At 39.0% G+C, this 25,375-nt stretch carries 24 protein-coding genes; 6 read left to right on the forward strand and 18 right to left on the reverse strand.

What is annotated here, in order from left to right; genetic code table 11:
* Nucleotides 1-36 precede the first annotated feature (36 nt).
* On the reverse strand, nucleotides 37-567 hold the full coding sequence (locus tag HH214_RS20585; RefSeq protein ID WP_169610843.1) for a DUF4142 domain-containing protein: 531 nt from the start codon (nucleotides 565-567) through the stop codon (nucleotides 37-39).
* A gap of 82 nt (nucleotides 568-649) precedes the next feature.
* Nucleotides 650-3,256, reverse strand: a complete 2,607-nt coding sequence (locus tag HH214_RS20590) for a phosphoenolpyruvate carboxylase (RefSeq protein ID WP_169610844.1) — start codon at nucleotides 3,254-3,256, stop codon at nucleotides 650-652.
* A 178-nt stretch (nucleotides 3,257-3,434) separates the two neighbouring features.
* On the opposite strand from HH214_RS20590, the gene HH214_RS20595 reads away from it, so the two are divergent.
* The 4 genes from HH214_RS20595 to HH214_RS20610 all read left to right on the forward strand — a co-directional run bounded on the left by HH214_RS20595 (nucleotide 3,435) and on the right by HH214_RS20610 (nucleotide 9,970).
* Nucleotides 3,435-5,621: an FUSC family protein gene (locus tag HH214_RS20595; protein WP_169610845.1), complete on the forward strand. Its 2,187-nt coding sequence runs from the start codon at nucleotides 3,435-3,437 to the stop codon at nucleotides 5,619-5,621.
* A gap of 275 nt (nucleotides 5,622-5,896) precedes the next feature.
* Complete coding sequence (locus HH214_RS20600; RefSeq protein ID WP_169610846.1) at nucleotides 5,897-8,698, forward strand: outer membrane beta-barrel family protein; 2,802 nt, start codon at nucleotides 5,897-5,899, stop codon at nucleotides 8,696-8,698.
* Nucleotides 8,699-8,703: 5 nt separating this feature from the next.
* A complete protein-coding gene (locus HH214_RS20605; RefSeq protein ID WP_169610847.1) occupies nucleotides 8,704-9,483 on the forward strand; it encodes a GLPGLI family protein in 780 nt (259 codons plus the stop codon).
* 112 nt (nucleotides 9,484-9,595) lie between these two features.
* A complete protein-coding gene (locus tag HH214_RS20610) occupies nucleotides 9,596-9,970 on the forward strand; it encodes an AraC family ligand binding domain-containing protein (RefSeq protein WP_169610848.1) in 375 nt (124 codons plus the stop codon).
* A 46-nt stretch (nucleotides 9,971-10,016) separates the two neighbouring features.
* Here HH214_RS20610 and HH214_RS20615 read toward each other — a convergent pair whose 3' ends face one another.
* The 11 genes from HH214_RS20615 to HH214_RS20665 all read right to left on the reverse strand — a co-directional run bounded on the left by HH214_RS20615 (nucleotide 10,017) and on the right by HH214_RS20665 (nucleotide 19,343).
* On the reverse strand, nucleotides 10,017-11,051 hold the full coding sequence (locus HH214_RS20615) for a formylglycine-generating enzyme family protein (protein ID WP_248282162.1): 1,035 nt from the start codon (nucleotides 11,049-11,051) through the stop codon (nucleotides 10,017-10,019).
* A 111-nt stretch (nucleotides 11,052-11,162) separates the two neighbouring features.
* A complete protein-coding gene (locus HH214_RS20620; protein WP_169610849.1) occupies nucleotides 11,163-12,596 on the reverse strand; it encodes a sulfatase family protein in 1,434 nt (477 codons plus the stop codon).
* A gap of 148 nt (nucleotides 12,597-12,744) precedes the next feature.
* Nucleotides 12,745-12,978, reverse strand: coding sequence for a hypothetical protein (locus tag HH214_RS20625; RefSeq protein ID WP_169610850.1), 234 nt, complete (start codon nucleotides 12,976-12,978; stop codon nucleotides 12,745-12,747).
* Between the two features lie 769 nt (nucleotides 12,979-13,747).
* On the reverse strand, nucleotides 13,748-14,560 hold the full coding sequence (locus tag HH214_RS20630; protein ID WP_248282163.1) for an oxygenase MpaB family protein: 813 nt from the start codon (nucleotides 14,558-14,560) through the stop codon (nucleotides 13,748-13,750).
* Between the two features lie 13 nt (nucleotides 14,561-14,573).
* Entirely contained in the window at nucleotides 14,574-14,885 is a 312-nt protein-coding gene (locus tag HH214_RS20635; protein WP_248282164.1) for a ribosomal maturation YjgA family protein, read from the reverse strand.
* A 77-nt stretch (nucleotides 14,886-14,962) separates the two neighbouring features.
* Entirely contained in the window at nucleotides 14,963-15,457 is a 495-nt protein-coding gene (locus HH214_RS20640; protein ID WP_169610852.1) for a hypothetical protein, read from the reverse strand.
* A 6-nt stretch (nucleotides 15,458-15,463) separates the two neighbouring features.
* Nucleotides 15,464-16,213 carry a ferritin-like domain-containing protein gene (locus tag HH214_RS20645; RefSeq protein WP_169610853.1) on the reverse strand — a complete coding sequence of 250 codons (750 nt, stop codon included), beginning with the start codon at nucleotides 16,211-16,213 and terminating at the stop codon, nucleotides 15,464-15,466.
* A 51-nt stretch (nucleotides 16,214-16,264) separates the two neighbouring features.
* Nucleotides 16,265-16,564, reverse strand: coding sequence for a winged helix-turn-helix domain-containing protein (locus tag HH214_RS20650; protein ID WP_248282165.1), 300 nt, complete (start codon nucleotides 16,562-16,564; stop codon nucleotides 16,265-16,267).
* Nucleotides 16,545-17,177, reverse strand: coding sequence for a hypothetical protein (locus tag HH214_RS20655; protein ID WP_169610854.1), 633 nt, complete (start codon nucleotides 17,175-17,177; stop codon nucleotides 16,545-16,547). Before HH214_RS20655 ends, HH214_RS20650 begins: the two co-directional genes overlap by 20 nt.
* Nucleotides 17,178-17,328: 151 nt before the next feature.
* Nucleotides 17,329-18,084, reverse strand: a complete 756-nt coding sequence (locus HH214_RS20660; protein ID WP_169610855.1) for a TIGR03915 family putative DNA repair protein — start codon at nucleotides 18,082-18,084, stop codon at nucleotides 17,329-17,331.
* A gap of 2 nt (nucleotides 18,085-18,086) precedes the next feature.
* A complete protein-coding gene (locus HH214_RS20665; protein ID WP_169610856.1) occupies nucleotides 18,087-19,343 on the reverse strand; it encodes a putative DNA modification/repair radical SAM protein in 1,257 nt (418 codons plus the stop codon).
* Between the two features lie 95 nt (nucleotides 19,344-19,438).
* On the opposite strand from HH214_RS20665, the gene HH214_RS20670 reads away from it, so the two are divergent.
* Nucleotides 19,439-19,852, forward strand: a complete 414-nt coding sequence (locus HH214_RS20670; RefSeq protein ID WP_169610857.1) for an organic hydroperoxide resistance protein — start codon at nucleotides 19,439-19,441, stop codon at nucleotides 19,850-19,852.
* A 105-nt stretch (nucleotides 19,853-19,957) separates the two neighbouring features.
* Here the strand turns inward: HH214_RS20670 and bioB are convergent, their stop codons facing one another.
* From bioB to ribD, 5 genes are all read right to left on the reverse strand, one after another.
* Nucleotides 19,958-20,968 (reverse strand): biotin synthase BioB, encoded by a 1,011-nt coding sequence (gene bioB, locus HH214_RS20675; RefSeq protein ID WP_169610858.1) that lies wholly within the window; start codon nucleotides 20,966-20,968, stop codon nucleotides 19,958-19,960.
* Nucleotides 20,969-20,996: 28 nt separating this feature from the next.
* On the reverse strand, nucleotides 20,997-22,346 hold the full coding sequence (gene mgtE, locus HH214_RS20680; RefSeq protein ID WP_169610859.1) for a magnesium transporter: 1,350 nt from the start codon (nucleotides 22,344-22,346) through the stop codon (nucleotides 20,997-20,999).
* A 95-nt stretch (nucleotides 22,347-22,441) separates the two neighbouring features.
* A complete protein-coding gene (locus tag HH214_RS20685) occupies nucleotides 22,442-22,720 on the reverse strand; it encodes a hypothetical protein (RefSeq protein ID WP_169610860.1) in 279 nt (92 codons plus the stop codon).
* A 91-nt stretch (nucleotides 22,721-22,811) separates the two neighbouring features.
* Nucleotides 22,812-23,426 carry an IMPACT family protein gene (locus tag HH214_RS20690; protein ID WP_169610861.1) on the reverse strand — a complete coding sequence of 205 codons (615 nt, stop codon included), beginning with the start codon at nucleotides 23,424-23,426 and terminating at the stop codon, nucleotides 22,812-22,814.
* Entirely contained in the window at nucleotides 23,416-24,468 is a 1,053-nt protein-coding gene (gene ribD, locus HH214_RS20695) for a bifunctional diaminohydroxyphosphoribosylaminopyrimidine deaminase/5-amino-6-(5-phosphoribosylamino)uracil reductase RibD (protein ID WP_169610862.1), read from the reverse strand. The genes HH214_RS20690 and ribD overlap by 11 nt, the downstream gene beginning before the upstream one ends.
* Before the next feature lie 34 nt (nucleotides 24,469-24,502).
* Here ribD and prmC point away from each other — a divergent pair, with 34 nt between their 5' ends.
* A complete protein-coding gene (gene prmC / locus HH214_RS20700) occupies nucleotides 24,503-25,372 on the forward strand; it encodes a peptide chain release factor N(5)-glutamine methyltransferase (RefSeq protein ID WP_169610863.1) in 870 nt (289 codons plus the stop codon).
* Nucleotides 25,373-25,375 lie beyond the last annotated feature (3 nt).

Raw genomic sequence — 25,375 nt, forward strand, 5'->3', positions numbered from 1 at the left:
CCGCACAGTTTGCTACACAACTTTTAGCTATGCCAATTATTTTAATAAAGAATTTATAGCCTTAGCCGAATCCAGGTGCATTTGCATCTTTGGCAAATTTTCTTTTATAAAATTATCAATAGCGGCACTGGTATTATTACGTGAATCGCTAAACAGTTGCACAACTTTTTCATGGTCCATAACCATCATTTGCATATAAGCTTTATCAAAGGCGGCACCAGACAATTTTGATACACTATCAATTTTCATTTGATGTTCTTGGTTAGGACCTGAAGGTGTATTTACATACTTTTTATTAGCAATTTTGCTCAACTCCTCTCCCGCTTTCATATGGTCGGCAATCATCATTTTTGCAAAGCTAATTACTCGCGGGTTTTGAGATTTAGCTTGAGCCACATTAGCTGCCTTAATTTCGGTATTGCCAGCCTCGGTAGCTTGCTTAATAAAAGCAGCGCCTTCGTCATCTACCAGAGTTTTATCATTGTAGTTTTTTGCTTTTCTGTTATCATGGCAACCTGTAGCTGCTAATGTTAAGGCTAATGCACTCAGACAAATTATGTTTTTCATAATGTTTTAGATGATTTTAGAGGTATTATCTGTCCTGATTAACAATAAAAATCAAGTCTGGTTTACACTATGCCCATAAAACTTATACTAAGTTGCGCCCAGCATTAACAACACCATAAACTGTACGAATAACCAGCTTACTATAAGTATCTTTTAATTCTTTGTCTTCTGTTTGGTTTAATCTATTTAATGCAAAGTGTTGTATAATAACCAGCGGTAGAACAATACGCTCGCGGGTAGCAATTGAACGTTTTTCAATTGGATAATCTTGCATCAGCTCTTTAGTACCGGTGAGCTCTAACAGCAGCGCTTTAGTTAAATCAAATTCTTGTTTTAACATAGTCCAAAAAGTGCCGTATTGCTCGTCTTGCGCCAAATGGGCTGTAATACGGAAATCAGCTTTTGACATAGACATCATACAATTATCTATCATGGTTTTAAAGAAACCTGATGATTTGTATAAATCAACAACCTCTTGCCATTTACCAGTTTCCTTCATTTTTTGTAAAGCAGTGCCTACACCGTAAAAACCAGGGATGTTTTGTTTAAGTTGGCTCCATGAAGTTACAAAGCTTATTGCTCTTAAATCTTCCAATTTTAAAGGCGCATCACCATTACGCTTGGTAGGCCGGCTACTGATATTGGCATTTGGTAGTAACTTAAGCGGACTTAAATTTTCCAAATACTGGGTAAACATTGGGTGATGTCGTAAATCCATAAACAAACGATAGCTTTCATCAGCCATTTCCGCAATTAATCGTTTATGGTTTTCATCTAATAAATCATGATGCTCAGGGTGCAAAGCCGATGTAATACCAGCATTCACTAATTGCTCAATATTAAATTTAGCTGTTTCTACCGAGCCGTATTGTGAGCTAACGGTTTGCCCTTGTATGGTGAGCTGAATATGATCATTAGCAATTTCTTTACCCATAGCTGCATAAAAGCGGTGTGTTTTGCCACCACCACGTGCCGGAGGCCCACCTCTCCCATCAAAAAATGCTAATTCAATACCATACTCCTTAGTGATGGCAGTCAGTTCAACTTTGGCTTGGTAAATAGACCAGTTAGCTGTTAGGTAGCCACCATCTTTTGTACTGTCTGAAAAGCCCAGCATAATCATTTGCCGATTGCCCCGAAGTTTCAGATGCTCTTGGTAGTATGGATGCGTATAAAGCTTTTTCATTACGGCAGCTGCATTTTTCAAGTCGTTTACCGTTTCAAATAGCGGCATGAAGTCGATATACAGCTCCTCTTTTTTCCAACCACTCCATAAAAACAGTTGCATCAACTGTAATATGTCTGACGCTTCCTGGCAATTACTGATAATAAAGCGATGGCAGGCTTTTTCGCCATTATGCTGTTGTATGGTGTGCGTGAGCCTGATGGTACATAATGTATCCTTTATCATAGCCTCATCACTCTTATCGCTAACATCGTCGCCGCCTAACTGACAAGCATAATCCACTTCATTAAAGCTGATGGTTGTTAGCTTTTCATCTTCTGGTAAATTATCATACTCTGTTGTAACACCATTAAAAAGTTCAGGCTGTTGTAGTCCGTAATCATATACTTTGCGTAAAATGCGGCTATCCTGCCGAATGTCGAGTGTAGCAAAATAGCAGCCGTATAATTTAATCTTTAATGCTAAATCATCAATCAGGTCAACAAAAATGCCGTAGTTTTCATCTATAAGCTTGTGCTTAATTTGTTGTAGCAAATCAAGCATGTCATTTTGCAAATTACCTGCATCAGGTTTTGGGCTAAAAGCATTTTCATAAAGCAGGCTCTCCAATTGGTGCATTGGTTCTTCTACGCCCCTGAAGGTGATACGACGTTTTAATACACGAAAATCGCGGTAATAACATCTGAATATAATTTGCCTTAATGTAGCTGCTACGGTTTGCGTAGAATTGGTTCTTACATTTGGGTTGCCATCACGATCGCCTCCAGGCCAAAAACCCAACTCAAAAATCGGATTAGGAATATCATCAATATCGAATACTTCCGCTAAACGGGTTTTTATAGAGGCTAATGCATAATAAAAGGTATTCTCCATGAACCAAATCAGGCTACGAGCTTCATCAATCGGTGTTGGGGATGTTTTATTGAAAAAAGGAGTTTTACCTAATTGTTGCAGCAGCAGGTTAATGTCATTGATATCATTGTGCTTCAATGCATCAATTAAATCGGTCATGATACCGAGTACCGTACTTGGATAAAATTGGGTTGGATGCGCAGTTAGCACCAATCTTAATGAAAAATTCTTTAGCTTTTCACTGATTTTGGCACGTAAGCTATCATCAGCAGTGGCTTGCTGTATCAAGTTCTGTAATGTACCAGTATCTTCAGGCCGATTAAGCTTGCTAAATGAAGAATCTTCAATAGCATCAAATAGTACCACCTGGCGCTCTATATATTGTATAAAGCGGAACAAACGATTGATATGCTCACGTTCATCGGTGTTGGGTACATATTCTTCAAAAAATGATTCAATAATTTCCGATGGTGATTTGAGCTTAGCGGTTTCCTTTTCACAAAATGAGCTAAAGAAAGGCAACAGAATGCCGGTATCTTTAACCTGATAAAACGGAAGCGTTAAAAATAAGCTGTTATACAACTCGAACCGGGTAATCACCTCCTGATTAAAAATATGCTCTCTGTGGGTTAATTGTGCTGCTGCAGACATGTATATATCACGTAAATGTGTAAACGCTAACTTTAAACAAGCGCGCTATAATATTCCGGTTAAAAAATCAAAGTACCAAACTCTGTTGATATTTTATGAGTTATGCTATTTGATTCTTTATGCTTAACATACAGCAAGGGGATTTGTGTACTTTTGCTCATTAATTTTTCAGTTATACATGCCTTTACACAGCCGCGAAATAAAAAGCTTTTTTTTTAGTCAGTATTTTTCTGATGGGCTGCGTATTAGTATGGGCTTGTTGCTGCCAGCTGTAGTGTTTGCACAGTTCGGCATGCTGGCAACCGGAGTAACATTGTCTTTAGGTGCGGCCTGCATGAGTGTGATTGATAACCCAGGACCAGCCATACACAAGCGTAATGCTATGCTGATCGGCAACCTGGTGGTATTTTTTATCACTTTAATTACTGGCTTTGCACGTTATAACTTATGGGTGCTTGGCGCGGAAATTACTTTCTTTTTTTTCCTATTTTCTATTCTGATTATTTATGGCAACAGAGCTGGTAATGTAGGTTCGGCAGGCGTGCTGGCTATTATTTTTACTATGGATAAAGCTTTGCCAGTTAATGCAATACTCCCCTTTTGCTTAACGGTATCAGCTGGTGGTATATGGTACATGGCCATGAGCCTACTGTTTTTTGGTATACGGCCATACCGCGCCGCCCAGCAGGCTCTCGGTGAAAATATACGCGATGTTGTAAATTATTTACGTACTAAATCTGACTTCTATCTTTCTCAAACCGATCTTGATGCGAACTACCGTAAGCTCATATCCCAGCAAATACTGGTAAGCCAGCATCAGGATGCTGTACGTGAACTACTGTTCAAAAGCCGTTTAGTGGTTAGAGAATCTACCAATTACAGCCGTATGCTGCTGTTAACCTTTGTAGATTTAGTGGATTTGTTCGAGCAGATTATGGCTACACACTACGATTACAGCCATATGCACGAACAATACGGTCATACAGGTATATTGGAAGATATTGGCCATCTGCTACATCGTATGGGCGATGAACTGGACAATGTTGGCTATGCGGTTCTCTCCAATACCTCTTATGATTCTATTAAAAGGTTTGATGCTGATTTAGAGCAACTGAAAACTAAGATTGACGCCATTGGCGCAACCACTCCGCCCACGGCAAATATGGTCTTGAAAAAAGTGCTCATTAATTTGCGTGACTTAAGCCAGAAGATAGTAAATATTGCTAATTATCACACTATCCGGTCTTCCAAAAAGCTTATTGACAATCCTAACGAGGTTGATTATGCCCGCTTTGTATCCCATCAGGATTTTTCGCCGCAGGTGTTAATCAATAATTTAAGTTTTAAATCCTCAGCTTTTCGATTTGCTTTACGGGTATCCCTGGTATCATTGCTAGGGTTAATTATCACAAAATCCAGTGCTTTACTCTATTTAATTCATAGTGTAACGGGCAAGCAGGTTGCGTTCGGGCAGCATAGCTATTGGGTACTCTTAACCATTATTGTGATTTTGAAACCTGCGTACAGCTTATCCAAGCAACGTAACTTCCAACGTTTGGTGGGTACAATTGTAGGCGGCTTAATTGGAGTGGCTATACTAACCTTAGTGCATAATGGTACAGCTCAGGTTATAATTTTAGCCATACTGATGATTGGTGCCTACAGCTTTATCCGCATCAATTACATTGTCAGCATCATGTTCATGACGCCTTACGTACTTATTTTGTTCAAGTTTTTAGGTGTTGGCCATTTAAACGTGGCTGAAGAGCGTATTTTAGATACCATTATCGGTTCGGTAATTGCATTTGCCGCCAGCTACCTGGTGTTTCCAACCTGGGAATCGGAACAACTGAAAATAGCTATGCGCGATGTGATTACTGCTAATGTAAATTACCTGATTAAGATTGCAGAAAATATTACAGGGATAGCTGTAAGCGCCACTAATTACAAATTGGCTCGTAAAGACGTTTATATTAAATCTGCTGAGCTGGCAGGTGCTTTCGAGCGTATGAACTCTGAGCCTAAAGCACGGCAGATTAAAAACAAGGATGTACATAAATTTGTGGTGCTGAATCATATTTTGTCTTCATACATCGCCACTATAGCTTCAGGGTTATCAGGCAAAGAACTGCATAAAACACGCCCCGAAAACTTAAAAATGGTTAAGCGAAGTATTAATGTATTAAATGACACAGCTCGAAAACTGGGTGGAACGGCTATTGAATTTATTGGTGATAAGCCCATTGTAGCTGCACAGGAGCAATCCGAACTTTCGGGAGATGAAACATTGCTGAAGGACCAGTTAGGTTTTATTAATAAAATCAGTACAGATGTAGCAAAAGTATCTGACGATTATTTAAAATAATCTGTTTAAGTGTCTACTCATATGCTCGATTACTCCAATTGAATATAAGTATTCATCAGGGAATTTATAGCTTTTTACCAGCTACTATTCCTTTATTCCTTCTCGTATCTCGATGAATTCCTGTCGCTGCTAAATGCCTACAAAATATTTACCGTTCAGCTCTTGTATTTTAAACTAAATATTTAGTTTATTTGCGAAGGCATTGTTAAATTTTGTTAATTTATAATTATGCCTGAAAAATAATTATACTTTAGTAGCTCAACCTTATTGCTCGCATGAAAATTCCTCTACTCACCACAATTTTTCTGTGTTTATTTAAATTCTTAACGTTTGCGCAATCACCGTATTCTATTAAAGGTGCAGTTATCGACTCCGCATCGCACCAGAAAATGGAAAACGCTACTATTTGTGTGCTAAATGCTAAAGACTCTACCCTATTTAAGTTTACACGCGCCACAGCTGACGGTAGTTTCGCCATCCAAAACTTAAATAAAGGGAAATTCATTCTGCTCATTAGCTATCCGAAATATGCCGATTATGTAGAGCACTTTAATTTGGATTCAGCTAAAACCAGTGCTGATTTTGGTAAGCTAAACATGATACTGAAATCAAAATTGCTGGCCGATGTAATTATTAAAGCGGAAAGAGCCGCCATAAAGATTAAAGGTGATACTACTGAATACAATGCTGGCAACTTTAAAATACAACCCAATGCCAAGGTAGAAGATTTATTAAAGCAGCTTCCTGGTATACAGGTAGATAAAGATGGTAAGATTACAGCCCAAGGGCAAACCGTGAATAAGGTTTTGGTGGATGGTGAAGAGTTTTTTGGCGATGATCCTACACTAGTTACTAAAAACTTACGTGCGGATATGGTTGATAAAGTGCAATTGTATGATAAAAAAAGCGATCAGGCGGCATTTACAGGTGTTGATGACGGGCAAAAAACAAAAACCATCAATATAAAGCTGAAAGAAGATAAGAAGAACGGTTATTTTGGTAAAGTAGATGGTGGTGTGGGTACCAACAAATATTACCAAACGCAAGCCATGTTCAATGCCTTTAAAGGTAAGCAAAAATTTTCGGCTTATGGTACTTTAGCGAACACCGGGAAAACCGGGTTAGGCTGGGAAGATGCCAATAAATACGGAACATCAGGGGGCAATGTTGAACTAATGGATGGCGGCGGTATAGCCATTTATTTCGATGGCGGGCAAGATGATTTAGATTCTTTTGATGGCCGTTACAACGGTGAAGGTATTCCAACGGCCAGAACCGGAGGGGTACATTATGATAGTAAATGGAACAGCGATAAGGAATCCATAAACGCAAACTACAAAATTGGCTCATTAGGAGTAACTGGTACCAAGAATACGTTAACGCAAAATACGTTACCATCAGGTATCATTAACAGCAATAACGACCAGGCTTTCGACAACTACATGTTCAGACAGAAGCTGGATGCAACTTACTCTGTTAAGCTGGATACTAGCTCAACATTGAAATTTATTGTAGATGGTACAGTGAAGAACAGTAAAACGCGTAACGATTATAATGCTACCAGCGTGCGTGGCAATGGTGTACTATTAAACCAGAACAAACGGAGTGTTGATAATGATGTAGATGGTAAAATATTTCATGCAAATGGTTTATGGACAAAGAAGTTTAAAAAAGTTGGGCGTACGGTATCATTAACTGTTGATGAACTTTATAACGAAAGTGATGCTCATGGTTATTTAAAATCTAACATCAAATATTACGATACAACTGGTGTTCAGAGCAGTTCGCAAATAACAGATCAGTATAAAACCAATAAAATCAGAAGCTCAGTTCTAAAAAGTAATTTGGCATATTCTGAACCTTTAGCCAAAAACTTTGCAGCAGTAATCAACTATGGCTTTAGTTTAAACAATAGTAGTGCTGATCGTGAGTCATACAACCAATCAGCACCTGGGCAATATAACTCATTGGATACTACCTTGAGTAATAATTATAAGTTCAACCAAGTGTATAATGAAGGCGGAGCCATCTTTAACTACAACAATAAAAAGAAAACCATATTTAGCTTTGGTACTAAAGTGGCCGCTGTAAATTACAAGCAGGTAAACGAATACACTAACAGTATTTATAAACGCAGCTTTATCAATTGGAACCCGCAGGCTACCTACCAGTATAAATTTACCAAGCAAAGCTCTATCCGTATAGCATATTCCGGCAGCACCATACAACCTACTATAGATCAGTTACAACCTGTGCGGGTAAATACTGACCCTCTGAATATAACTGTTGGTAACCCGAACTTAAAACCATCATTCAGAAATCAGTTTAACTTTAGCTATAGTTCTTATAAAGTATTAACGGATCAGTATATTGGCTTGTATGGTAATTACAGCTTTACTTCCAACCCTATAGTAAGCAACACGCTTACTGACTCTGCCGGTAGAAGTACCTACCAGTCGGTAAACATGGGTAGTAAGCAATCTACCAACTTTTATTTATCAGCTTATTTAAGCAGAAAAATAAAAGCATTGAGTGTTAACATGGGGCTAAACGCTTCTACCAACGGTAACACCTCATACAACTATGCGAACAATGCACTGAATATGTCTAAGTCTATCAACTATTCGGCAAGTTTGTACGCCTCTAAATACAAAGAGAAAAAATACGATGCTTATGTTTCTTTTGGTCCATCCTATACTATCAGCCAGTCATCCTTACAAAGCGTTAATAATAACGGATATGGTTTGAATGGTGATGCCAATTTTAACTTCTACTTACCGGGTAAGTTCCAGGTGGGTTCAGATGCTAATTATCAATACCGCGCCAAAACAGAATCATTCAATCAGGATTTTCAACGTGTAACCATTAACGCCCGAGTAGCAAAAACCTTCTTCAAGCAAGATAATGTAAAGCTTACCTTATCTGCTTATGATTTACTGAACCAGAATAAAGGTTTTGACCGAAGTGCTCAAAGCAACTTGCTTACACAAACCACTTATACTAACATCAGAAGATATTTTATGCTTTCATTGAGCTGGGACTTTAACAAAATGGGTGGTACTACTGCTAAAAAATAACTTGTATGAAATACCTTATCAGTTTGTTCACGATTTCTTGTTTGCTGCTTAGCGAAGTTAGCTATGCTCAAACTAATAAAAGGTTTACAAAAGAAGGCAGTGTTGAGTTTGAAAAAACAGTCAACATGTTTGCTTTGATTGCTAAAACCATTAATAAAGAAAATGAAAGTTTTATGCAGCAGGCATTTGATGCTTATAAAAAATCAAAGCCGCAGTTTGTAAAGCTTAAAAGCACTTTAACCTTCGGTAACAATCAAACGCTGTTTGCACCTGTGGCAAATAATGAAAGTGCAGAAGGTGCCTTTGGCGATAACCCGATGGTTGGTCAGAATAACATTACTTACACCAACCTATCAACCAATACTAGTGCCACCCAGAAAACAGTATTTGAAGAGAAGTTTTTGGTAAAAGACACCGTGCGCAAAATCAAGTGGAAAATCACTGATGAGGTGCGTGATATTGCCGGCTACTCTTGCCGTAGGGCTAATGCTTTAATTATGGATTCTGTTTATGTTGTAGCTTTTTACACAGATGAAATCCCGGTATCTGGCGGACCAGAATCTTTTACAGGCTTGCCCGGTATGATTTTAGGCGTAGCACTTCCGCATGAAAATATTACTTGGTTTGCTACCAAAGTAACTGACCAGACTATAGCTGCTAATATCATTAAACCACCGGTAAAAGGCAAACCTGTTGATAATAAACAGCTACAAGCTACCTTCAAATCTGTTATGAAAGATTGGGGTAATTATTCGCAAATTGCATTGAAAGCGTTTCTATTATAAGCTGGTTTATTAACGTTTTATGATAAAAGTATATTTTATTGCTGCTTAGTCCCAACTATGTGGCTGTTCTAAATGTTGCTTATAAATTGTTTACTAACTAAGCTAATTACTCATGATTAAAGCATATCAACTTTATACAGATACCGACGGGCACTCCTATTTTCGTACAGGTAATATATCGCAAACTGTAATTAGTAAAGCGGAATCTATCCGTTTTCAGGAATCTCCTCCGGGTTCGGTATATGATTGGCATCCGGCACCAACACAGCAGTTCGTCATTAACTTGTGTGGCACACTGGAGTTTACCACGTTTAAGGGAGAAACTTTTATATTAAAGCCTGGTGAAGTGTTGCTGGCACAAGATACTACCGGAAGTGGCCATAAATGGCGGTTAATTGATGATAGCCCTTGGCAAAGAGCGTATGTGGTATTCAGTCCAGATACGGAGTTGAGCTTTGTGCCACAAGGAAAGGTAGAGGATGTTTAATTCTCAACTTCTTTTTGTATAAGAACCTTAAAAAAGCTGTATTAGCTTACTTGTTTTTAACACAGCGAAAACCTAAATTTTCCGAACTACTATCGTCCGCTTCCTTCATTCGGCGACTTACCCTGTAACCGGAGCAATAGCTATCATTACATAAAAAGGATCCGCCTCTTACCACGTGTTTTTGTGCGTAAGGCTCTTGTGGATCAAAGCTTTTTGTAGGACCTGTAGGATTTTTAACTCCGGTAGGCGTATTTACCTGACTATAATATTGATAATGGTATAAATCGGCGCACCATTCCCATACATTGCCGGCTACATCATACAACCCATAACCATTAGATGTAAAAGATTTAACAGGTGCTGTATTGTAATACTTATCAGCCGTTGTATTATGATCCGGAAAATGCCCCTGCCAGAAGTTGCCTTTGATATTACCACTATTCGCTGGTTCATTACCCCAAGGATAAACGTTGTTTTCTAAACCGCCACGTGCAGCCCACTCCCATTCAGCTTCGGTGGGCAAACGTTTGCCGGCCCACTTACAATAAGCTAAAGCATCGTATACCGATATTTGCACCACTGGGTAATTCGCCTTTCCTTTTAAATTACTTTGTAGCCCTTGCGGATGCTTCCAGTTGGCACCTTGTTGCCATTTCCACCATTGGCTGTAATCATCTAAATTAACTGGCTCACTAGGCGGTGAAAACACCAGCGATGCCGGAACCAGCAAGCTTTCATTTGGTTTAGGTGTGCCGGGCGGTAGTTGCTTTTGTAGTTCAGTCCAGTCAGGCTTTTTTTCTGCTGTGGTAATATAGCCTGTGGCTTTTACAAACGCAGCAAACTCAGCATTGGTAACTTCGTTTACATCCATCCAAAAGCCGTTTACGGTAACCTTATGCTTTGGATATTCATCAGCACTGGCTTGTTGGTTGTCAGCTCCCATGCTGAATGTACCCTCAGGTATCCACACCATACCTTCCTGTTCTTTTCGTCCTTCATTAATATAAATAGGTGTAGTAGATGATTTAACATGAGCGAATCGTACAGGTAGCTTGGCTGTACAAAAAGTTTGTTTTGCCATCTTCATCTGGCTATGTTTTGGCTGCTCTGCCAAAGGTTTACTCTTAGGCTCGCAAGCGGTTAGCATAATTAACAAACTTAAATAACCACCAAATTTCAACATGGCTTCAATTTATTTCAACATGGCTGGTTGACGCCTATTTTTACCTTCATGCTGTGTCAGGTCATCGCCCATGTCATTCCGTGCTTGGTCGGCTAGTGCTAATATTTTTTTTACAACATCGGGGTAGTTAAGCTGCACATCATAAGCTTCGCCAGGGTCGTGTGCTAAGTCATATAAAGCCACGGGTACATCAACTCTGCCTATTTTTCCACCATCGCCACCTTTGCCGTGCAAAGGAGCATAGGTATTAGAGGGATGCGGTAACACCAGCTTCCAGTTTTTATAACGAACCCCTTCCAGGTTGTTTTTACCAAAATAGTAGTAGAATACTTCACGTGGGTCGGTTTTTACTTTGCCTCGCCATACTTGCAAAAAGTTAACACCATCTATAGGCTTTTGCGGTAATGTTGCACCAGTAGCCGCTGCAATAGTGGGCAATATATCCATATTGGTCATCAACATGCTGTTGGTACCTCCTGCTTCAACCTGCCCGGGCCACCTTATCCATAAAGGAACTCGCGTTCCGCCTTCCCATGATGTGGATTTACCCTCACGAAAACCGCCTGAAGAACCGGCATGATCACCAAAATTCAGCCAAGGGCCGTTATCGCTGGTTACAATAAGCAAAGTATTATTGGCAAGCCTCTCTTCATCCAGCGTTTTTAGTATTTGCCCTACTGACCAGTCAATTTCCAAAATCTCATCGCCGAACTCTCCCAATTCACTTTTGCCCCTAAACTGTGCTGAAGGTGCCAGCGGCACATGCGGCATACTTTGCGCCAAGTACAAAAAGAAAGGCTTATTTTTATTTTGCTTGATGAATTGAACCGAACGTTCGGTAAGCTGCCCGATTAGGTGTGATAGTTTCTGCTTTGAGGTAATAGAATCTACCACCCGATCTCCCTCGAGTAAAGGCAACGGCGGCCAGGTGTAGCGAATATCTTTTTTATCAGTGATTAAGTTGCCTTCATGATCACGGTTCCAGATATCGTGTGAATATGGAATGCCAAAAAATGTATCAAACCCATAGTGTAATGGCCAATAAGGTGGCTTGTTGCCCAAGTGCCATTTGCCAAACATGGCTGTTTGATAACCCTCTTTTTTCAGCATGGAGGCAATAGTTTCTTCGTTCGGGTTCAATGCTTTTTTGTCAGCAGGCAATAAAGCGCCCGTCATACCTAAACGGTTAGGGTAACAACCGGTTAGCAGAGCTGCGCGTGATGCTGTACAAATAGGTTCGGCAGCATTGTAGTGTGTGAAACGAGTACTTTCTTTAGTTAAGCGGTTGAAGTTGAAAGTTGGAATACCTGTCATGCCATAAGGCTCGGTGTCCCCATAGCCCATATCATCCATCATGATAATAATGATATTCGGCTTTTTTTGCTGGGCATGGCTAATTAGTGCATCAGCAAATATCAAAATAATAAGTAACAGCTTCTTCATAGGCACAATTTCGAATAGATATTGACGCGCAATATTAGTGAAAAACTAGACTTTGAAGGAAGAAGTTGAATTCAAATATAAAAGCAGGCGAAGAAAGCCTGCTTTTACTATAATTTATTTAAAAGTTGTTTATTACTAAATATAAGAATTATTCTTCGTGCTTAACCAAAAAAAGCTGCACAATTACATACGGCCATATACACATCATGAGAATATACACACTGGCCAGAAAATGATTTTTGAACTGCTTCTGCTTATCACTCTTGTGATGTAATCGGTTATCCATTTCATCACTCATCACTTGCCAGAAAGCAGAATGTTTGAAGGCATTGAAATACATGATTAAAAAGCCAACAATGAAGTAAATAATAAAATACTGCATCTAAGTTTAAATAATTGGGTTTACCTAAGGGTGTATGTCAAATGTAATAGCCGTACTACATAAAAGCAAATAAATTATTTATCTTTTAACCTGTTTACGAAAACTTTTTAGAAAAGGTTAGGATAAATATTAACATTTGGTTAAAAATATTATGCACTATAGGTTAATATTTTCTAGGTGCAGTACAGGGAATATGATAAAGTTTTTAATCGAAACTATATCCAATATTCGTAATGAAGCTTATTTAAATGTCAAGTAGAAAATGAAAGGTGAGCTAATTACAAGTACCATAATACTAAATGCTATGATTTAGGCAAGTAAGCGGTTAAGCAATGGTTAATGTCTGTGCTGATAATGTCTAATGCAATACCTTGTATTGCTAAGCTAATAGTGCAACTCAGACCTTCGTATATCCAGGTAGAAATACGTGTGTACAAAACCACGTACTAACACCTGATTTGAGAATTATTGTGTACGATGTAAGATATTGTATCTATACTTACATCAGTAAATACTTTTTATATCAAGATGTAAGTAAACCATACTTACGGATTGTAGCAGTTTTGGTTTTTTGTTTAAACAATTAATTAAATAGCTTACCCAACCTTATCACAGCCGACTATGTTCGGCTCCTCATCCCTGACGCAAGGTCAGGGATTTTTGTTTTTAGGGGAGCCTGTTAGAATGAGCTCCATGCATAATGAAAGCTGAATTGTATACGAGCTATCATTTTGAGCTTAGCTTTATTTAATATAAAATACATTGCTTTTTACGCCTGTGATACATCTAAGCGGCGTATTTGTGGCTTGTAAGCTGTAGGCAATATAGCTTCTTTAATCAGCCAATCTAGTTTAATTAGCCGACATAATTTATACAAGCTAATAATTGGTTTTAGCCAAGGCGTGCGATTTAAGTTCAATAACTTTCTTACACTTGGTGGAGCTATTAGAACTTGTACTTGTTTTAATAATTGATAACGCACAAAACCCAAGTGTTTGCGGTATTGTTTATACAGGTCTTGGGTAAAGCGGCTATTTGATAAGTTATCTTGCAAATGTGCTCGGCGCATCTCGGTCCACTCAATATAGTTTTTAGGTAAGCCGCTTATGACCATGCGGCTGCCCATTTTATAAAAAGTATCAAATATCTCTTCTTTTTCATTGCTGGTGAGTTTTCTTTCCAGCAGCTCAAATGCACGTATAGAGTAATCTATCAGCATAAATAGTACATCACGGTAAGCCCAATCAGGTATTTGTGCGCCTCGGGAAGTTTCTACAGCTTGATGTATTCCCACAATTTGATCAATTGCTTTAAACGCTTTATCCTGTTCCGAAAACACAATCCGGCTAGCATATTCTACTGTAGAAAATAACCGTCCTAGCGGGTCAGCAGGCAAACGGCCAGTGTAATACAGCCAATCAACAGCCTTATTCAAAGCAAACTCTGCCGATGCTCCTGCAAAAATAAATAGCACCGTATCTGCTTTCCCCCATATCTTCCTTACAATTGAACCCGGCTTTGAAAAATACTGTATACCTTGTGAGTTGTGCAAAGTGGCTACATCTTCTATTTCTGCATTCATTTGTTTTCTTTATCTATTTAGTCTGCATACGCCTGCGGGTACGTCGCCTTTCTACTAATAACGTCAGGCACATACCTAAGGTATAAGCCAGCAGGTCTGTCCATGCAAAAGAAGTGCCTATAATCACCTTTGCCAATGATGATTGCTGTAGCCCAAGCCTGTTCACTAAATGAAAATACTGTGATACTTCAACTACATAAGCAAACACCAATATGGCCATACCTGTGCTATAAGGTTTTGTTTTCGAAAAGCTTTTTACAATGCAATAGAGCATTATTACAACTAAGAAATCGCCGCCATAGGGCCTGACAATACTATCGTGCATAAACAAGCCTATAAAAAACTCAACATCCAAGAGAATTATGAACCAACAGAAATAGCTTTTATTGAATGTAAACACCATTATATGCTTTGTTGATGTAAGTATTGTAAACGCCTAACAGTAAGGTGGCTAATTAGTAATGGAATTATTCCAAACACACCGAAAGAACAATCAATCATTCGCCAAAAAACGGGTATATCTCTAATAGAGCCAGCTATAAAAGCTAACGGAAAGATGAGCACACAAGCCATCATACCAAATTCAATTACCCACACGTTTTTAACCGGATTATTCAGTGGCCCAACAAATAAAATAGCCAGCATTAGGTGTGCAAAGGCCAGCCAATCGGTTCCATAACTTAGATAAGGGTAATTTCGATTAGTGGTAATAACGGCTGTATATACCATGTGCAACCATGTTTGCATCACCGACGGGAACCCGTTGCTATGTTTAACTAAAAAAATCAACTCACTTTCAATCGGGAAGGCAGTTAGCCCACTTACGGCTAAACCAGTAATCACAACCCATATGCATGCTTTTGCCCGGCGTAATAACCGGTACTCTATAGTTTTCATAACTTTTTAAATTGATGATTTGTAATAAGCCAGCTGAGTACCTAATGGATTCGTTGTGCGCCCTATAGTCATGAGATACTTATAGTGCATTTTACGCAAGTAGCTTTTAAGTGTGTTGCCACCAGCTCTAAATAGTTTTTTATGAGCAAACCATATTAACATAGCTGTGCTAAAGAAAAAGCCTTTATAAAAGCTGCGGTACACCCATCTTTCAATCGCAGTTTTTTGACTGAACAGTATGGCCATGCGTTCCGTTTGAAAACTGATGTGGTAAGCCTCATCAATCAAAATGTCAGTGCATATTTGTTGTAGTAGTTTGCATTGAGTTGCATCTTTTAAGGCTTGATAAAATACTTGGGCAGCACTTTCTACTGTAATTACGGCTAGCGTCCACATCTCCATACTGGTATTTAAATGTCTGATCTCCCTGAATAAAGTGTCGCCCCAATTATGTTGAATGCGTGGTTTGCCGATACGATCCAAGTATTGACCTAGATTTTCGCCATGTTTTTGCTCTTCTTTGATAAAAAGTTTGATACAATCCACATATAAAGGATCACCTACGCGCTTGGCATACTTTGTTGCTGCTCTGATCAGATTTTCACCATCTGATGTTTCTCCTAATTGCCAAGCTTGTAGCGAAGGTAATATAGCTGCGATTTGCTCCTGAGTCGCTGTAGGCTGTAAAAGCCAGTTAATACGCGTTTTCGTTGCATTTACTTTGAAATGCTTAATCCATCCTGTGCTTGTTTTCATTTTATTTAGCTATAAAGTACTTTGTAATTCAAAGTATATGTGTAAAAAAAATTATTTCTGCTGCTTGATTAAATTTTCGAGTGCTTCCAAATGCTTTTTAAAAGCAGTTTTACCTTTGGCAGATGCCTCATAACGGGTATTAGGCTTACGACCAATAAATGATTTGTTGACTAAAATGTACTCCTCTTTTTCCAGTGCTTTTAAATGCGATGCCAGGTTGCCGTCAGTAACATCCAATAGTTCTTTAAGAGAGTTAAAATCGTAACTTTCATTGGCTACCAGCACGCTCATAATTTGCAGGCGTAAGCGATTTTCAAACGCTTTATCAAAGTTAATGAGAGCTATTTTCACGATCGTATTTAAAGTGCATAATGGTACCGTACAAGATGTGCAATACGCCAAAACCTAAGGTCCAGAAAGCTAAACCATATCCGGGCAAAAAGGTTGCTAATAATCCTAGGGCTATTTCTGATAGCCCCAGCCATTTAACATCACCAAAGGTATATTGACTGGCAGCTACTAACGCCAACCCATAAAATATCAGACAACCCGGTGCAATAATACCATAATGACCTTGATATAGCAAAATCAGCACAAAGCAGCCGCCGATAAGTAAAGGCAAAAGCCCGCTTTTTAATAAAGCTCTACTGCTTTGGTTCCATATGCTTTGCCCCTTGCGTTGTGCTTTACGAATAGTAAGCCATATTCCGGTACTTATCGATAAAACCAGTACCACCAGAGCAATTATAAAGAGCTTAAAGTTAAGATCATGATTGTAAGTGTCAGTACGATATAAGGAAGTTTCCGCATCTGCATAAAGCAGTTTGTAAGCCAGCCCTGCTCCTATTAAGGCATAAAGACCCGCCATAACACCTGATAATCCGCTTAAAGAAATAAAGCGGGTAGATCGCTCCATAATGTTTCGAATAGAACTTAATTCGGCATAAACGTCTTTATTTTCCATTTAAAGTACTTTGTTATTCAAAGTAAATGTAAATAAAAAAACTTTCCAAATTTATTTTCAAGAAAGTTTAATCTTAGTTTTTCAGCTTTATGTTTTTGTTCATACTACTATTTAAGATAAAATAGTAGTATGACATTCGGCAATGCATCCATTATAGCTTTTCGGGCAAATGCCGCCAGTATCTTTTAGGTATGTGGCGCATATGTAGCTTTGTATTTTTACGGGCTGGAATGTTAGCACTTTTAAAGTAATTTTTCCAAAGGTCTTGGTATAAGCTTTCGTTTTCTTGATAAGCTGAAATAACATTAGTGGGGTTTGTAGTGGAAAAGTCTAATGTAATAAATTGCAAATCGTGCAAATCATAATGCAAACCGTAATTTCTTTTTATGTCATAAATAATCCACTTCTGGTCAGCATAACGATCTTTAAAATGTTTGCCTAGTAAGGGCAACACATTAAAGTCAGGCTCAATGGTTGCGTAAAAAGTTTTGTCTTGTAGCTCTTTAAATCGTACAAAGGCTTCCATTCGATGCTTTTCACGCCTAACCGTACGTACAATCTCTGATAAACGTAATACATATTTATTGCCATAATCTTCCTCAACGTTGAATGGCGCATCAAATACATAACGTATATAACCCAATATCATACCATCTTCAGACTCTACTTCTGCTAAATGAGCCGCATACAATCGTTGTAACCCTTCAGCCGAAAGCCGGCTTCTTAATCCATTTAATACCCTGCCAGCCCGGCCATTGTCTGTAGTTATTTGTAGCACATCTTCAAACAAAGCCATACTTAACCACACGCCTTTTTGCAGCTTTACTTGTTGAAGCCGTCGTTCGTAAATTTCGAATACTACGGTAAGCAGTCCCTCAAAAGTACCGTCATATATTAAAGTGGTCATGGTTAGAAAAGGTTAAGTTGAGTGGTAGCCGTTTTAATGTATTTGCTTTGTGATTGCGATAGAATGTATTGTTTGATGGCTGTTCCGGCTAAATCGCGTCGTTCAAACTGGCGACTATTACAAGTAATAAAGTACTTAGCCCGGTTAACCGCTATTCCTATTTTTTTAAGTTGCTCCCAATCCAACTTACCAAATTGACGGGCACTTACTATCTTTTGAGCCGATTGCACACCAATGCCAGGTACACGTAAAATCAATTGCAAATCGGCTTTATTAATATCAATAGGGAAAGCATTCAAATTGCGCAAGGCCCAGCCCAACTTAGGGTCAATATCCAAGTCGAGATGCGGATTCTGCTCATCTACTATTTCATTAACCTGAAAGCCGTAAAAACGCATCAGCCAATCAGCCTGATATAAGCGATTTTCACGTACCATAGGTACACTGGTATTTAAAGCAGGTAAGCGATTATCGCTAATAACCGGCACATAACCTGAGTAGTAAACCCGTTTTAAATTAAAGTTTTTATAAAAATGATTCGCTGTATGCAATACCTGCTTATCCGTTTCGGGAGTAGCGCCTACAATTACCTGTGTGCTTTGCCCAGCCGGAGCAAAGGCGGGTGCTTTTTTAAACAAAGATTTTTCTTCCGTACGCTTAATAATTTCATTTTTCAGAAAGCCCATAGGTTGTATCATATCGTGCCTATTTTTTTCAGGAGCTAGTAACTTCAACCCTTCTTCAGTAGGCATCTCCAGGTTTACGCTTAAACGATCAGCATATAGCCCGGCCTCTTGCATCAATTCATCACTGGCACCTGGTATTGATTTCAGATGGATATAACCATTAAAATTATGTTCTGTACGCAGCTTTTTAGCTATACGTACCAAACGCTCCATGGTATAATCGGCATTATAGAAAATACCCGAACTCAAAAATAAACCCTCAATGTAATTACGCCGGTAAAAATTGATAGTTAAATCAACTACCTCTTGTACGGTAAATGCCGCACGCTTAATATCATTGCTTTTGCGCGACACGCAATAAGCACAATCAAAAATACAGTGGTTAGTCAATAAAATTTTAAGCAACGATACACACCTACCATCCTCCGTGTAAGTATGGCAAATGCCATTGCTGGCATTACCCAAACCCTTGTTCTGGTTTTTACGTTTGCTGCCACTTGATGCACACGAAACATCATATTTGGCAGCATCAGCTAAAATGTTCAGTTTTTCGGTAATTCGTTCGGCATTCATATTAATCAAAATTACTAATATTTTTAGCAAAACAATATTAATGCCAACAAAACTTTTCCACACTGATGCAGGTTTGAATTGAAAAGAAAACTAACATGGAGAAAGTTTATACCGCTGTGGTTACAGCCAAAGGAGGCCGTGATGGTCATATAAAATCATCAGACGGGGTGATTGATTTAGACTTGAAGAAACCTAAAGAAATGGGTGGCGAAGGTGGAAACTATACTAATCCTGAACAATTATTTGCTGGCGCATACGGTGCCTGTTATTTAGGTGCTTTAGGAACTATAGCCAAGCACGACGGCGTTGATGTAAGCGAAGCTACTGCCGAAGTACACGTAAGTTTTAATAAGGATGGGAATGCTTATGCTCTTTCTGCCGAATTGCATGTGCATATACCCGGCAAAAGCTTGGATGAAACTCAGCAACTGGCTGATAAAGCACATCGGGCCTGCCCTTATTCAAAAGCAGTTCGGGGTAATATTGAGGTAAAAGTACTTGCAGTATAAGCTGCTAAAGAAGAAAGCACATTTATATATCATAAACGACAATCGAGCAATCTCCTAGCTTTTATAAATGCATGGAGATTGCTTGATTATCGCTTAAAAACAAATTTATACTTCAGCTACTTCCTGTTGTTGCTCGGCTACTTGGTTTAGACGGCCATTTTTGAATGCCGGACGTGGTGTTAAGCCTAATAGCTCAAACATAGCCATATCATCACTAAAAGACGGATTAGGCGTAGTTAACAACTTTTCGCCTGCAAAAATAGAGCTGGCACCGGCCATAAAGCATAAAGCTTGTTCAACTGTACTCATTTCTGTACGACCAGCAGATAAACGTACTGCCGATTTTGGCATAATGATACGTGCTGTAGCAATCATGCGTACCATGTCCCAAACGGATACACGTGGCTGTGCTTCTAATGGTGTTCCTTGGATAGGAACTAAAGCATTTACAGGCACTGATTCGGGGTGCTTAGGTAAGTTTGACAACGTTTTCAGCATCGATATACGATCTTCTACCGTTTCGCCTAAACCGATAATACCGCCGCTACAAACTGTAATTTTTGCCTTACGTACATTCTCCAGGGTTTGTAAACGATCATCGTAAGTACGGGTAGTAATAATACGTTTGTAGTCTTCTTCTGAAGTATCCAAGTTATGGTTATAAGCATACAAACCAGCATCAGCCAAGCGTTGTGCCTGATGCTCATTCAGCATCCCTAAGGTACAGCAAACTTCCATATCCAGTTCATTCACTGCTTTTACCATCTCAATTACTTTATCAAAGTCGCGGTTATCACGTACTTCGCGCCAGGCCGCACCCATACACAGGCGTGAAGCACCAGCTGCTTTAGCCTTTTCAGCAGCAGCTACTACCTCTTCTTTAGGCAGAATAGCATGCACATTTACGCCGGTTTGGTAACGCGCAGCCTGCGGGCAATAAGCACAATCTTCAGGGCAGCCACCGGTTTTTACCGAAATAAGCGAGCTGATTTGTACTTCAGCGTAATCTTTATTTTCGCGGTGCACAGTAGCCGCACGGTATATCAAGTCCAATAATGGAGAATGATAAATTTCTGCAATCTCTTCTTTTGTCCAGTTATGTCTAACTTCAGCCATGAGCATTCAAATATTAGTAGTGGCAAATTTACAATAAAAGCTTTGTTGCCAACCATAATGGCAATAAAAAGCCTATACAATCGGTAAAAGTAGTAATAATGATGGAGGAAGCCACTGCCGGATCAATACCTACCCGTTTTAATATGAGTGGAATGGTAGCACCAGTAAGGCCGGCAACAATCAGGTTTCCTGTCATGGCTAAAAACAAGGCTAAACCCAACTTGGGATTAGCATCATACAGCAAAGCCACTATGAAAACAATCACGCCGTTGGCAGCTCCATTAATCATGCCTACTAAAAACTCTTTTAAAACGGTATTATAAGCCTGCTTATCTGTTAAGTCACTTAGCGAAATACGCCTTACTGTTACCGCTAAGGCTTGTGTGGCTGCATTGCCGCCCATGCCAGCTATGATAGTCATGTATGCTGCAATAACAGGCAGTTTGGCTGCTGTAGCATCAAAATGCCGGATAACGGAAGCTGCCAGGAAAGCTGTACCTAAATTAATAACTAACCAGGGCAAACGGCTTTTTACCGCATCCTGCCAGCCACCGCTTAACTCTTCATCTTCCGACACGCCGGATATTTTTAAAATATCTTCCGTGTTTTCTTCCTCCATTACGTCAATGATGTCATCAACCGTAATACGGCCCAACAGCTTCATATCGTCATTAACAACGGGTATGCTGGTTAAATTATATTGTGAAATAAGCTTAGCAACTTCTTCCTGGTCCAGATCAGCTTTAACAAATACAAAGTCGGTATTTACCAATTCTTCTACCCTAACCTGACGGCGGGCTTTTATAATATCTTTAATTGATAAAATACCTTTAAGCTCACCGATATCATTAACTCCATACAAAGTATAGAATTCTTCCATTTGTTCAGATTGGCGGATGATTTCTTCCAATGCTTCATTTTTGGTTAAATTTACATTCACCTTAATCAGGTCAGTGTTCATTAAACCACCCGCAGTATCTTCCTGGTAAGTTAACAGTGTACGAATGTTGGTGGCATCTTCCTGGTCTATTCCATCCAGAATCTCCTGCTGCTCACTTTCACCCAGCTGTGAAATAATATCGGTGGCATCATCGTAATCCAGCTCTTCAACAATCTCTGAACGTTTTTCTTTATCCAGATTAATCAGCAATTCGGCCGGATGATGTTCTTCATCCATTTCAGAGATAACCTCCGAAGCTTCTACTGCCGGCAGAATTTTAATAATTCGTTCCCGTTCTTCTGGTTGCAGCTTTTCAAACAGAATGGCAATCTCAGAGGTATGATATTGTTGCAGAACCTGTTGTAGTTCAGCATCGCTGTTTTCAAGCGCAGTTTTTAGGCGTAATAGGTCTGATTTATCAATATCAAAAGATTGCATGCACGCCCAAGTTACAAAATATGGCTTAATGCAGCACAAAAAAGGGTAATATTGCTATTACCCTTTTGTTAAAACCCCTCTAGCTAACTGTTAAGTTAAGCTACCTTTTGCAGTTTGTAAGAAGTATTTTCATGATTGATAACCAACTCATTGTGATCAATAGACTCAATAATAATCTTACGTTCACCCAAGCGGTCATAATTGTGTATCAGTAAGTACAAGTTATCGTCATTTTTAATTAAACGGAAAGGCGATACAATAGTCCCCGCGGGCTTCGTTTCCTTAAAAAAGCTAATTTTTAGTAAATGCTTAACAAAATCAAACTCGAATCTCCTCTCATCTTCGAGATAGATTCCAATAGGTAAGCTGTTCATGTTCTTAAATAGGTTAGAAGTAAATGTTGTACCAAGTTAATAATATATTTGCCCAAATGCAAATTATTTACTTCTATATTCTAGGAATGTTCTAGCTGCTAAAATTATATTTTATCTGTACGTTTTTGATTGTCTCTAAACGTTTTAGAATTTGATTTACACTTGATTTTCTTAACTCCAGCTTAACAGAGCACTGATTGTCGGATACTTGCTGTAATACGTTAATACGCTCTTCCTTAATTATCCTCATCACTTCGTTCATTTGAATATAATCAAATGTAATGGTGTAAATATCGGTACTCACCTTTTCAGTAATGCCTGCTTGCTGTAAAGCTTGCTCAGCCGCCGTTTTGTAAGCATTGATTAAGCCGGGTACGCCCAATAACTTACCGCCAAAATACCGCACTACCACAATTAAGGTATTGGTTACATTTTTAGATAATAGTACATTTAATATAGGACGACCAGCGGTGCCCGAAGGTTCGCCATCATCATTAATTTTAAACACCGTGCGATCTGGACTGAGCCGTAATGCCCAGCAGTGATGATTGGCTTTCGGATGCAGTGCTTTAAGTTGCAAAATATGCGGCTTAACCTCTGCCTCATTAGTAATCGGGAATATGTAAGCAATAAACTTACTACCTCGATCGGTAAATACGGCTTCGGCTTGCTGGCTAACTGTTAAGTAAGTATCGTCAAATAACATGGTTTTGCATTATTTCAAGTTGGTCAGAACCAACATCTTGCCGGGCGATGGTTGTACCTAAAATCTGTGGCGCTGCAATACCTTTGCCCAGCTTGGATGTCCCGGTAAAAATACGTGCCTCATCCCACAAGTCAGCTTCAATAAAAGCAGACAAAGTACGAGCACCACCTTCAATTATAATTGATTGAATATCTTGCAAATACAACTGGTATATAATATATTGAGGCACATAGTAATCGAAGCTTTCTAAAGCGATAAACTTGTTCTTACCTTCAATATCTGTTTTAATTTCATTAAAAATCAAAGTCTCAGCAGCGTTATCAAATAAGTGAAGATGAGGATCTAGTTGTAAACGCCGATCTATAACTACGCGCTTTGGTGCTCTGCCTTGCCAATAGCGTACGTTTAATTGTGGGTTATCGATACGTGCTGTATTGGTCCCTATTAAAACAGCATCTTCTTCTGTACGCCATTTATGTACCAGTTGTCTAGCTTCTGCACCCGTTATCCAATACTGAGCATTGTTATCGGGAGCAAAAAAGCCATCAACCGTTTGAGCCCATTTTAAAATAATGTACGGGCGTTGTTGCCGAACATGGGTAAAAAAACGCTTGTTAAGCATCTGACACTCTTGTTCTAAAACACCTACAATGACTTCATGACCGGCTTGTAGCAGCTTTTCAATACCTTTGCCATCCACCTGATCAAACGGGTCACGACAACCTACCACAACTTGTGGTATTTGATGCTTAATAAGCAGATCAGCACAAGGAGGTGTTTTACCATAGTGCGCGCAAGGCTCCAGTGAAACATAAATTGTTGCTTGCTGTAGCAATGTTTCGGCATCTGTATAGTTTTGCAATACTTGGTTTACCGCATTTACTTCAGCATGTGCCTGACCATATTTTTGATGGTAACCTTCTCCAATAATTTTACCCTGATGCACAATAACGGCACCTACCATAGGGTTCGGACTTACATAACCAGCGCCTAGTTGTGCCAACTGCAGGCAGCGTTGCATATAAATTTCGTGTTGTGCCATCGTACAAAAGTAGCTTTTTCTGTTTCTTTGTAGCATGCAAACGGTGAAACAGGTTTATGAAGCCTATCAAAACAGTTTAAAAAGTGTATACGATGTACGTGAGATTGAAGCTATAACTAACTTATCCATAGGCAGTATAATTCGTCTGCCTAAAGCTCAGCTCAAAGCTTTTCCTGATCGAGAACTTAATGATGAACAAATAGATCAGTTAAACTCAATATTAAATGCTTTACAAACCGGTGAACCTTTACAGTACATTCTAGGTCATACTGAATTTTACGGGTTAAGCTTTAACGTTAACCCTAGTGTGCTTATACCCCGCCCTGAAACTGAAGAATTGGTACATTGGATTTTGGAGACTGTCATCAACAACAAAGCTATCAAACAAAACATTTTAGATATTGGGACTGGAAGTGGCTGCATTGCTGTTACTTTAAAGCATAAATTGAAAAATAGCGTAGTGGCTGCATTAGATATATCACCTGCTGCATTACAGACAGCTAAACAGAATGCAGACCTGAATCAGGTTGAAATCAACTTTCAGGAAACGAATATTTTAAATTGGAAACCAACTGAGATTACACAGGAACTTTATACTTTAATTGTTAGCAATCCGCCTTATGTAACAGAGACAGACAAGCAGCAAATGCACCGCAACGTAACCGATTTTGAACCACATACGGCATTGTTTGTTCTGGAAACTAATCCATTGCTGTTTTATAATGCTATAGCAGATTTTGCAAGTCAGCATTTAACCAAAGGTGGTTACCTCTTCTTTGAAATCAATGAATCTTACGGCCAACAAACAGTTAATATGTTAACCCATAAATTATTTATCAACATTGAGTTAAGAAAAGACATGTTGGGTAAAGACCGGATGATAAAAGCTATATGGCCGATGTAAATT

The organism is Mucilaginibacter robiniae (genome assembly GCF_012849215.1).
GTDB classification, from domain to species: Bacteria; Bacteroidota; Bacteroidia; order Sphingobacteriales; family Sphingobacteriaceae; genus Mucilaginibacter; species Mucilaginibacter robiniae.